10 protein-coding genes and 1 pseudogene are annotated in these 9092 nt (G+C 61.2%); 8 read left to right on the plus strand and 3 right to left on the minus strand.

Going from position 1 to position 9092, the window contains the following annotated elements; genetic code table 11:
• Window positions 1-333: 333 nt before the first annotated feature.
• Complete coding sequence (locus AB5Y70_RS04155) at window positions 334-744, minus strand: CBS domain-containing protein (RefSeq protein WP_041212425.1); 411 nt, start codon at window positions 742-744, stop codon at window positions 334-336.
• A 147-nt stretch (window positions 745-891) separates the two neighbouring features.
• Between AB5Y70_RS04155 and AB5Y70_RS04160 the strand changes: the two genes are divergently transcribed.
• Genes AB5Y70_RS04160 through AB5Y70_RS04170 form a run of 3 tightly spaced genes read left to right on the plus strand, consistent with a single transcriptional unit; the run spans window position 892 to window position 4104 of the window.
• A complete protein-coding gene (locus tag AB5Y70_RS04160; RefSeq protein ID WP_042879860.1) occupies window positions 892-2802 on the plus strand; it encodes an ABC transporter ATP-binding protein in 1911 nt (636 codons plus the stop codon).
• Window positions 2795-3256, plus strand: a complete 462-nt coding sequence (locus tag AB5Y70_RS04165; protein WP_052815280.1) for a DUF2390 domain-containing protein — start codon at window positions 2795-2797, stop codon at window positions 3254-3256. Before AB5Y70_RS04160 ends, AB5Y70_RS04165 begins: the two co-directional genes overlap by 8 nt.
• The gene (locus AB5Y70_RS04170) at window positions 3250-4104 is read left to right on the plus strand and encodes a 23S rRNA (adenine(2030)-N(6))-methyltransferase RlmJ (protein ID WP_052815281.1); all 855 of its coding nucleotides are present in this window, start codon (window positions 3250-3252) and stop codon (window positions 4102-4104) included. Before AB5Y70_RS04165 ends, AB5Y70_RS04170 begins: the two co-directional genes overlap by 7 nt.
• Window positions 4105-4154: 50 nt before the next feature.
• Here AB5Y70_RS04170 and AB5Y70_RS04175 read toward each other — a convergent pair whose 3' ends face one another.
• A complete protein-coding gene (locus AB5Y70_RS04175) occupies window positions 4155-5084 on the minus strand; it encodes a LysR family transcriptional regulator (protein ID WP_103859254.1) in 930 nt (309 codons plus the stop codon).
• Window positions 5085-5193: 109 nt separating this feature from the next.
• Here AB5Y70_RS04175 and AB5Y70_RS04180 point away from each other — a divergent pair, with 109 nt between their 5' ends.
• On the plus strand, window positions 5194-5790 hold the full coding sequence (locus AB5Y70_RS04180) for an FMN-dependent NADH-azoreductase (RefSeq protein WP_052815283.1): 597 nt from the start codon (window positions 5194-5196) through the stop codon (window positions 5788-5790).
• A 98-nt stretch (window positions 5791-5888) separates the two neighbouring features.
• On the opposite strand, the gene AB5Y70_RS04185 is transcribed toward AB5Y70_RS04180, so the two are convergent.
• Complete coding sequence (locus AB5Y70_RS04185; RefSeq protein ID WP_052815284.1) at window positions 5889-6095, minus strand: hypothetical protein; 207 nt, start codon at window positions 6093-6095, stop codon at window positions 5889-5891.
• 180 nt (window positions 6096-6275) lie between these two features.
• On the opposite strand from AB5Y70_RS04185, the gene AB5Y70_RS04190 reads away from it, so the two are divergent.
• The 4 genes and pseudogenes from AB5Y70_RS04190 to AB5Y70_RS04205 all read left to right on the plus strand — a co-directional run.
• Window positions 6276-6644 (plus strand): DUF2061 domain-containing protein, encoded by a 369-nt coding sequence (locus AB5Y70_RS04190; RefSeq protein WP_010675518.1) that lies wholly within the window; start codon window positions 6276-6278, stop codon window positions 6642-6644.
• A 110-nt stretch (window positions 6645-6754) separates the two neighbouring features.
• A complete protein-coding gene (locus tag AB5Y70_RS04195) occupies window positions 6755-7348 on the plus strand; it encodes an MliC family protein (protein WP_052815285.1) in 594 nt (197 codons plus the stop codon).
• A gap of 591 nt (window positions 7349-7939) precedes the next feature.
• The gene (locus AB5Y70_RS04200) at window positions 7940-8962 is read left to right on the plus strand and encodes an IS630 family transposase (protein ID WP_368175939.1); all 1023 of its coding nucleotides are present in this window, start codon (window positions 7940-7942) and stop codon (window positions 8960-8962) included.
• Window positions 8959-9092: pseudogene (locus AB5Y70_RS04205) on the plus strand (IS5/IS1182 family transposase); the annotation flags it as partial. The gene AB5Y70_RS04200 and the pseudogene AB5Y70_RS04205, both read left to right, overlap by 4 nt.

Below are 9092 nucleotides of genomic sequence, written 5' to 3' on the forward strand. Positions count from 1 at the left end.
CCGTTGGAGGTGATCAAGCAATACATTCAAAACCAGCGGGGCTGACGCCCCGGCGAAATTCCCCTCCCACCTACGTCGGAGGGAGTCCCCTTTCGTATTTAAGATGGGAACTGAAGCGGCGAACGATTAATTATAAAAGCATCAATTCGAGCTGACGCTGCGACATATAGTGTCACATGAAATGACACTGGCAGAATTTATGACCATAAAAATCATTTTTGCAACACAAGTGAACTGAAAGATTTGATGAATGCAGTTTAATGTTTCAGCAAAGCAAGAAGCAGGGAAGCCCTGCCGGGCGACACGGACTCCCCGCTTATGTTCCCCGCCCTGTCAGACCGGCTGCCAGCCGCGCATGACCCTCAGCAGGTCCTTCCAGCTCACTATGCCCACCAGGGCGCCGTTTTCCAGCACAGGCAGACAGGAGATCTGGTGCTCCAGCATGAGGCCGGCGGCCTCTTTCAGGGAGCGTTCGGGGGAGACGGTGATGGGTTCACGGCTCATGATCTGGTGGGCGCGCCGGTTGAGGGTCTCGGTGTCCCGGTTCATCTCGGCATCCGTGTCCAGATAGGGGCTGATGGCACGCAGCAGATCCCGGTCCGAGATGACCCCCACCAGCTTCTCTTCCTCCACCACCAGGAGGTGGCGGAAATGGGCCTGCTCGAAGATCTCCTTGATGACGCTCAGCCTGTCATCCATGGAAACGGTCGCGACCCGGGTCGTCATGATCTCTTTAATCAACATGGTCAGCCTCCTGCCCCCCAGATGTCTCTGTTATGACACGTTTTTCCGGCGGCAGCCATCCCCCCCGCCCTCAAGTGCAAATTTGTGTCATTTCACGTAAGATCCGCGCCAGTTTCTCTCCTTCAATCGAGCCAAGCAGACCCATCCATGATAGTTGCCAGTCAAATCGAACTGATCCGCGGCGGCCGCACGCTGCTGGACAACGCGTCCGCCACCATACACCCCGGCCACAAGGTGGGCCTGGTGGGCAAGAACGGCTGTGGCAAGTCCACCTTCTTTGCGCTGGTACGGGGCGAGCTGGCCATCGACAACGGCAGCTTCAGCCTGCCCGCCGGCTGGCAGATTGCCGGCGTGGCCCAGGAGACCCCGGCGCTGGACTGCTCCGCCCTGGAGTACGTGATCGACGGCGACAAGGAGTTCCGCGCCCTGGAAGCCGAGCTCGCCCGGGCCGAGGCGGATGACAACGGTCTGCTGGTGGCCGAGCTGCACGGCAAGCTCGATACCATAGGTGCCTACAGCATTCGCGCCCGTGCCGCCGAGCTGCTGCACGGTCTGGGTTTTGGCGGCGATCAGCTCGACTCGCCGGTCAGAAGCTTCTCCGGTGGCTGGCGTATGCGCCTGAACCTGGCCCAGGCGCTGCTCTGCCGCTCCGATCTGCTGCTGCTGGATGAACCGACCAACCACCTGGATCTCGACGCCGTCATCTGGCTGGAGAAGTGGCTCAAGGGCTATCAGGGCACGCTGGTGCTCATTTCTCACGACCGCGACTTCCTCGATTCCGTGGTGAATCGCATCATCCATATCGAGAACGGCAAGCTCAACGAATACAGCGGCGGCTACTCCGACTTCGAACTGCAACGGGCCGAGCACCTGGCCCAGCAGCAGTCCATGTACGAGAAGCAGCAGCGGGAGATGGCCCACATGCAATCCTATGTGGATCGCTTCCGCTACAAGGCCTCCAAGGCCCGTCAGGCCCAAAGCCGGCTCAAAGCCATGGAGCGGATGGAGAAGATCCTGCCCGCCCACGCCGACTCCGAATTCAGCTTCGAGTTTCGCGAGCCCTCGGCCCTGCCGACTCCCCTCATCGCCATGGAGAACCTGTGCGCCGGTTACGGTGACAAGGTGATCCTCGAGAAGATCAAGCTCAACCTGGTGCCGGGGTCGCGCATCGGCCTGCTCGGTCGCAACGGCGCCGGCAAGTCCACCTTCATCAAGATGCTCTCCGGTAGCAACCCGCCGCTGTCGGGCAAGCTGGAGGTGAGCGCCGGGGTGAGCATCGGCTACTTCGCCCAGCATCAGCTCGAAACCCTGCGCCTCGATGACAGCCCCCTCGATCACCTGGTGCGCCTGGCCCCGGACAAGACCGAACAGGAGCTTCGCAACTACCTCGGCAGCTTCGGTTTTCACGGCGACAAGGTGCTCGACAAGGTGGCCCCCTTCTCCGGCGGTGAGAAAGCGCGTCTGGTGCTGGCCCTCATCACCTGGCAAAAGCCCAACCTGCTGCTGCTGGATGAACCGACCAACCACCTGGATCTGGAGATGCGCCACGCCCTGACCATGGCCCTGCAAGGGTTCGAGGGGGCCATGGTGGTGGTCTCTCACGACCGTCATCTGCTGCGCACCACCACGGATGACTTCTATCTGGTCCACGGCGGCCGGGTCGAGCCCTTCGATGGGGATCTCGACGACTACCACAAGTGGCTCGGCGAGCAGGAGAAAGAGGCCAATGCCAAGCCGGCAGATGGCACTGTCTCCGCCAACTCGGCGGTGGCGCGCAAGGATCAGAAGCGCCTCGAAGCCCAGTTCCGGCAAGCGACCCGGCCGCTGCGCCAGAAGCTGGAGAAGCTCGAAACCAGCATGGAGAAGCTGCAGGCCAAGCTGGCCGCGGTGGAAGAGCAGCTCGCCGATCCCGCCATCTATGAAGAGAGTGCCAAGGGCAAGCTCTCCGAGCTGCTCAAGTCCCAGGGCCCCCTCAAGGAGGAGCTGGAGCACGTCGAGCTGGAGTGGATGAGCCTCTCTGAAGAGCTGGAAACCATGGAGCAGGCCTTCTTTGCGTGATGAAGCCTTGATGGCCAGCGAGCGGGTCAGCCCCGACGCCCTGCCCACCCCTTCCGAGTTCTGGACATGGAGCACGGGCGCCTATGGCCAGCGCAGCCAGGACTGGCTCCACGTGCAAAGCATGGGGGGCAACGTCAACCTGGCACTCCTGCTGCACCACCTCGACCTGCTCCGGATCCCGGTCGACCTCACGGACTTGCAACCGGCCCTGGTACAGACCGAGGCGGTGCTGCTCCCCTGGCGCACCCTGCGCCAGCAGGCCAAGTCACGGGTGGGAACCGAGGAGTACCAGACCATGCTGGCCCACGAACTGGAGCTGGAGCGGCTGCAACAGGGGGTCTTGCTGCAGACCCTGCGCACCCTCGCCCTGTTTCGCGGCGACAGCCGCAACCTGTTTCACTATCTATCGTTACTGGGTGCCCAGCAGGGCCCCCTCAGAGATCTCATATGCTGAGCTACCGCCACGCCTTTCACGCCGGCAACCACGCCGATGTGCTCAAACACGCCGTCCAGGCCCTGATCATCGAGTCCCTCAAGAAGAAGGAGAAACCCTTCATCGTGCTAGACACCCATGCCGGTGGCGGTCTCTACGACCTGCGCGGCGACTGGTCCCAGAAGAAGGCGGAATACGCCGACGGGATCAAACGCCTGTGGGATGAACGGGCCCAGTGGTCTGCCATGGCCCCCTATCTGGGTGTCATCGAGGAGATGAACAGCGATGGCCAGCTGCACTACTACCCCGGCTCGCCGGAGCTCTCCCGCCGCCTTATCCGCGATCAGGACAAGCTGGCGCTGATGGAGCTGCACAACAACGAGGTGGAGGATCTTCGCGCCAACATGGGGTACGACCCCCGCGTCGCCGTCCACCATCGCGACGGCTTCGAAGGGCTGGTTGCCCTGCTGCCCCCCACCCCGCGCCGCGGCCTGGTGCTCATCGACCCCCCCTATGAGCTGAAGGAAGATTACTTCGCCGTGGTCGATACCCTTAAAAAAGCGCAAAAGCTCTGGGCCACCGGCATCTACGCCCTCTGGTATCCCATCCTCGGGCAAGAGGCGGACAAGTCCCGCGACATGCTCAAAGCGATCAAGCGCGAGAACTTCGGCAACGTCCTGGTGGCCGAGCTGGAAGTGGCCGGCCAGACCAGCGATTGGGGCATGAACGGCTCCGGCATGCTCATCGTCAGCCCCCCCTGGATGCTGGACGAGCAGATCGAGGCCTTCTTGAAACCCCTGTGCGCCAGGCTGGCCCAGGGCGCCGGCGCCCAGTACAGGGTGGAGTGGCTGAACAAGGCCGAAGCCTGACCCTCGGAACCACAGAAAATGAAAAAGGGCCTGTCACAGCAGGCCCTTTTTCATTGGGGCTGATGACCCGGCACGTTCACGCTGGCCAGCTGCTCGGACAGGCGGCTCGCCAGCCAGTCGATGGCAAGCCGGGTCTTGAGGGGCAGATGCGGACCATGGGGCCAGAGGGCGTTGATGGGATAGCGCCGACCCGGCAATCGGGCCAGCAGCTCGCGCAGCTCGCCCCGCTCAAGGTGGGGCCGCGCCAGCCAGGTCGGCAGCCAGGCGAGACCAAAGCCCGCGATGGCCGCCTGGGTGATGGCGTTGAGATCGTCCATCTGCAACCGCCCTCTGGGCTGGACTTCGCGCCATGCCTCGGCCTCCTGCCACCACCACGACAGCACCCGCCCCTGGCGCAGATAGGCAATGCACTCGTGCTCCGGTAACTCGGCCAGGGTCACAGGTTCCCCCCGCTCGGCCAGATAGGCGGGCGAGGCGCAAAGCGTCATGCCGTGCTCCCCGAGCCTGCGCGCCGCCAGATCCAGGCTGTCCGGCGGCTCTGCGTTGCGGATCACCAGATCCATCCCCTCCTCCACCAGATCCACCTTGCGATCGCTGAACGACAGCTCCAGGGCCAGCCCGGGATGCGCCTTCGCCAGCGCCAGCAAAATGGGGGCCACGCACTGCTGGCCGAACAGCACCGGCATGGAGACCTTCAATCTGCCGTTGAGGGTGAGCTTGTTGCTGGCCAGCGCCGCTTCCCCAAGACGCACCTCCTCCAGCGCCCGCAGGCAGTGGCGATAGAAGAGCGCCCCCTCCTCGGTCAGGCTCTGGCTGCGGGTGGTGCGATGAAACAGTTGCACGCCGAGACGCAGCTCCAGCCGCGCCACCCCCTTGCCCACCGCCGAGCGGGTGAGGTGAAGCCGCTCCGCCGCCTGGGCGAAGCTGCCCGCCTCCACCACGGTGGCGAAGAGATCGATGCCGTTGAGCGTGTTTGCCATCTATTGCATACCTTTTGGAACCAATATGGCGAAATACTATCAGCACTGCGGAAAAAAATGACTGGTAAGCTCCCTTCATTCTTCACACGTTTCAGATGGAGTTTCCCTCATGAGCCAGATCCTGCTGCTGCAATCCAGCCTCAACGGCCCCGCATCCCGCACCAACCAGTTGATGGAGCGCTTCCTGCAAACACGCCGGGAGCAGGGCCATCAGGACCAGGTGGTGGTGCGTGATCTGACCGCCCTCGACTTGCCCGTCCTCGACAGCCCGTTGTTTCACGCCCTGCGCGGGGCTGAACCGGCCAATGAGGCCATCCGGCAGGCGGTGGCGCTGTCGGATCGGCTGATTGCCGAACTCAAGGCCACCGACCTGCTGCTGATCGGCGCCCCCATGTACAACCTCAATGTACCGACCCCCCTCAAGAACTGGTTCGATCTGGTGGCACGGGCCGGGGTGACTTTCCGTTACACCGACACCTACCCCATGGGGCTGGTGGAGGGGGTCAACGCCCTGGTGTTCAGTAGCCGCGGCGGCGTGCATCAGGGACAGACGACGGATGCGGTCACCCCCTACCTCCAATCCGTGCTCGGCCTGATGGGCATCCCGGTGGACTTCGTCTACGCAGAGGGGATGGATCTGCGCCCCCACGGGGCGGAGCAGGGGATGCGCGAGGCCCATGCTCGGATCGCTGACCTAGGCAGGTAGGGCCATCACCCGATCTTGCCCCTTCCAACCGGCCACCTGCTGCGCGGGACATTCCAAGTAAAAAAGCCCCGCAAGGGGCTTTCACGTGCAGGCAAACATCAGGCCCTGACGGGCATATCCCGCCAGAGCGCCAGAATGAGCAGCGCCAGCAGGGCAAAGGGCGGCACCAGGCAGAGCAGCACGCACAGGAAGGTGACAAGCCCCGGGTGGCGGCTCTTGCGCCGGGCCAGTCGCCAGGCCACCACACCGACAACGATCATCATCAGCAGCATGAAGAGAACAAACAGGTTGGAGTTGATGGTCATGAAAGCTCCTTTTTCATGGCAAAAGGCACACTCTAGCGCCGTTGCGGTCCCGGGCAACTCCCAATCTGGTGGTGCCTCCCCCGGTCGATAGGCATTTTCTATTTCGCTGATAGATGAGAATGGTTTTCATTTGATGAGATTCTGGGTGATACTGCCTTCATCGCCAGAGGAGACACCACCATGAAAAAGACCATCAGCTTCGCCATCCTGCACTTTTGTGTCGCCTTCACCGTGGCTTACCTGCTGACCGGCGAACTGCTCACCGCCAGCCTGATCGCCCTCATCGAGCCCGCCGTGAACACGGTCGCCTTCTACTTCCACGACCTTGGCTGGCACAAGCTCAAGCCTGAGCACAGCCTGCAGGCCAAGACCAGCAGCTTCGCCCTGGTCCACTTCTCGGTGGCCTTCGGTGTCGCCTACCTGCTGAGTGGCGAGCTGCTCACCGGCGGCGTGATGGCACTGATCGAACCTGCCATCAACACCGTCGTCTTCTTCTTCCACGAGCGGCTGTGGCGCAGCCGCCAGACCTTGGCGCTGGCCGGCGTCTGATTGCCATGCAGGGCCGCCCGGCACCCAAAAACACGGGGTGCTCCTGCCTCCTTCGGGTGTAAAGTGTGCTCTGATCACGGGGCATCACGCCCCCTGTTGGAGCCCTGTCGATGAACAAGATCTTGCTTGGAACCCTGCTGTTTTCCCCTCTGCTGGCCGCGGCGGCCACCCCGTCCTTCGAGTGCGCCAAGGCGAAAGGCGCCGCCGAAACCCTCATTTGCAAGGATGCCGGACTGGCTGCGCTGGATAACGAGCTGTCAGCCCTCTATCCCAAGGCGATTGCCGGGTTCTCCCCCGAGCAGCAGAAGAGCGAGCGCGCCATCCAGCGCGGCTGGATCAAGGGGCGCAACGACTGCTGGAAGGCGGGCGACCTGCGCCAGTGCGTGGAAGAGAGCTACCAGTTGCGGATCACCGAGTTGCAGATAAAAGGCGGCCAACTGAGGGTGCCGACGCCGATTGATTACCAGTGCGGCAAGAGCCTCACCCTCTCCACCTACTTCTACAACGAGGCCAAGCGGCCCGCCGCCATGATCAATTTGAGCGAGGGGAACGACCAGCAGCAGGTGCTCGCCTATGAGACCCCCAGCGCCAGCGGCGCCCGGTACGAGGGGCAAAACCTCACCCTCTGGACCAAGGGGAGCGACGCCATGCTGGAGCGCTACGGTCAGCCCACCCTCAACTGCAGCGAGATCCCGGGCAACTGATCCCCCGCCCGGCCAAGGGCCGGGCAACCACTCCCGTACAGGCAGCAAGAGGGTCACCAGTTGGTGGCCACTCGCTCCCTTTTACCTATGCCCAGCCCTCTCTCGCCAATCCAGCCCGGACGCCAGGCTTTCGGGCTTGCCTCCATTTGTTGATCTTGCCCGGCAATTCGCCATTTCCTCCTTCCCCTTCGCTCGCGGGCCGTTAATATAGCCAATTGGCAACATACGCCTCGTCGGAGTCTCCCATGAGCCATGCCAACCCTCTCGCAGGTAACGTGCAGCAGACTGGAGGCTGTAATTCAGGGCGGTAGCCATGCCGGCGTTTGTCATGACCAAGGTCACACTGCTTTTCTATACCGTCGTAATGGTTGTGCAAAAAGAAGAGGTCAAGCGAATACAGTCTGCTTCAGAGGTAGGCAGGTAATCCATTGATTTAAATGTTACTTCTAAATCCCGAAATCAAAGTGAAGCGGAGCTAAATAACCGTTCCGAAATGTAGATCACTTATCCGGGAAAGAAGGGAACTCGGCGTCGTTTGTGCGATCTGATTAATCGCCAAACCAATCAAACGACAAACGAGCCGAGCCCGAAATGATACTAACACTCCCCGACCATGATGAGCGACGCCGGATCATCAACAAGATGCACCGGACCAAAGATAAAGATCTCTGCCGGAGGCTCAACGCCATCTTGCTCCTTGCTGACGGGCACAGTGTCTCGGCTGTTTCTCGGCTCACAGCCGCCGCCCGGTCATCGATCAATCGCTGGGTGAACTGGTACACCTTGTACGGTCTGGAGGGGCTTGAAAGCGAGCCTCGGGGGCGCAAGCCGGTGCTGCCATTTGCTCACATCTCGGGTCTATTACAGCTGTTGATCCAGTTGTCTCCACAGGAGCTCGGATATCAGCGCTCGCGTTGGAGTACCGAACTGATGGCGCTTGAACTCAAACGGAGTTGGCGCCTGACATTGCATGCTTCAACAATACGGCGATGGCTGCCCAGGCTAGGGATTGTCTGGCGCCGGGCCGCGCCCACTTTGCACATCCGCGATCCCCATAAAGAGCGGAAAATGGCCGCTATCAATGAGGCCTTGGGACGCTGCAGTGCGGACCATCCCGTGTTCTATGAAGATGAGGTGGATATCCACCTAAATCCCAAGCTGGGGGCGGACTGGATGATGCGAGGGAAGCAGAAGAAAGTGGCAACTCCGGGCCAGAATCGCAAACATTACCTCGCTGGCGCCCTGCATGCCGGAACAGGTAACGTGACCTATGTGGCGAGCGATAGCAAAGACACGGACTTGTTCTTGTCACTGCTCCAAACACTAAAGCGGACTTATCGGCGCGCCAAGAGCATCACGCTGATCCTGGATAACTACATCATCCACAAGAGCAAAAAAGCACAGCGATGGCTGGCAAAAAATCCGAAGTTCATCGTGCTTTTTCAGCCGGTGTATTCGCCATGGGTGAACCAGATTGAGCGGCTGTGGCATGCCCTCCATGAAACGATCACCCGGAACCACCAATGCCGCACATTGGGTGAGGGAAGGTGCGAACAAGTCCCTGATATGAGATCATGTTTGTCATCTGGAGCCATGAAAAAGGGTTCATCATGAGTCATCAGCTCACCTTCGCCGACAGTGAATTCAGCAGTAAGCGCCGTCAGACCAGAAAAGAGATTTTCTTGTCCCGCATGGAGCAGATTCTGCCATGGCAAAACATGGTGGAAGTCATCGAGCCGTTTTA

The sequence above is a fragment of the Aeromonas sp. s1(2024) genome (assembly GCF_040908005.1).
In the GTDB taxonomy this organism is placed as follows: Bacteria; Pseudomonadota; Gammaproteobacteria; order Enterobacterales; family Aeromonadaceae; genus Aeromonas; species Aeromonas caviae.

What these genes read in the sequence shown, in the direction of transcription:
- AB5Y70_RS04155 (WP_041212425.1), bottom strand. Translation starts at nt 744, where the DNA reads ATGTTGATTAAAGAGATCATGACGACCCGGGTCGCGACCGTTTCCATG.
- AB5Y70_RS04160 (WP_042879860.1), top strand. Translation starts at nt 892, where the DNA reads ATGATAGTTGCCAGTCAAATCGAACTGATCCGCGGCGGCCGCACGCTG.
- AB5Y70_RS04170 (WP_052815281.1), top strand. Translation starts at nt 3,250, where the DNA reads ATGCTGAGCTACCGCCACGCCTTTCACGCCGGCAACCACGCCGATGTG.
- AB5Y70_RS04175 (WP_103859254.1), bottom strand. Translation starts at nt 5,084, where the DNA reads ATGGCAAACACGCTCAACGGCATCGATCTCTTCGCCACCGTGGTGGAG.
- AB5Y70_RS04180 (WP_052815283.1), top strand. Translation starts at nt 5,194, where the DNA reads ATGAGCCAGATCCTGCTGCTGCAATCCAGCCTCAACGGCCCCGCATCC.
- AB5Y70_RS04185 (WP_052815284.1), bottom strand. Translation starts at nt 6,095, where the DNA reads ATGACCATCAACTCCAACCTGTTTGTTCTCTTCATGCTGCTGATGATG.
- AB5Y70_RS04190 (WP_010675518.1), top strand. Translation starts at nt 6,276, where the DNA reads ATGAAAAAGACCATCAGCTTCGCCATCCTGCACTTTTGTGTCGCCTTC.
- AB5Y70_RS04195 (WP_052815285.1), top strand. Translation starts at nt 6,755, where the DNA reads ATGAACAAGATCTTGCTTGGAACCCTGCTGTTTTCCCCTCTGCTGGCC.
- AB5Y70_RS04200 (WP_368175939.1), top strand. Translation starts at nt 7,940, where the DNA reads ATGATACTAACACTCCCCGACCATGATGAGCGACGCCGGATCATCAAC.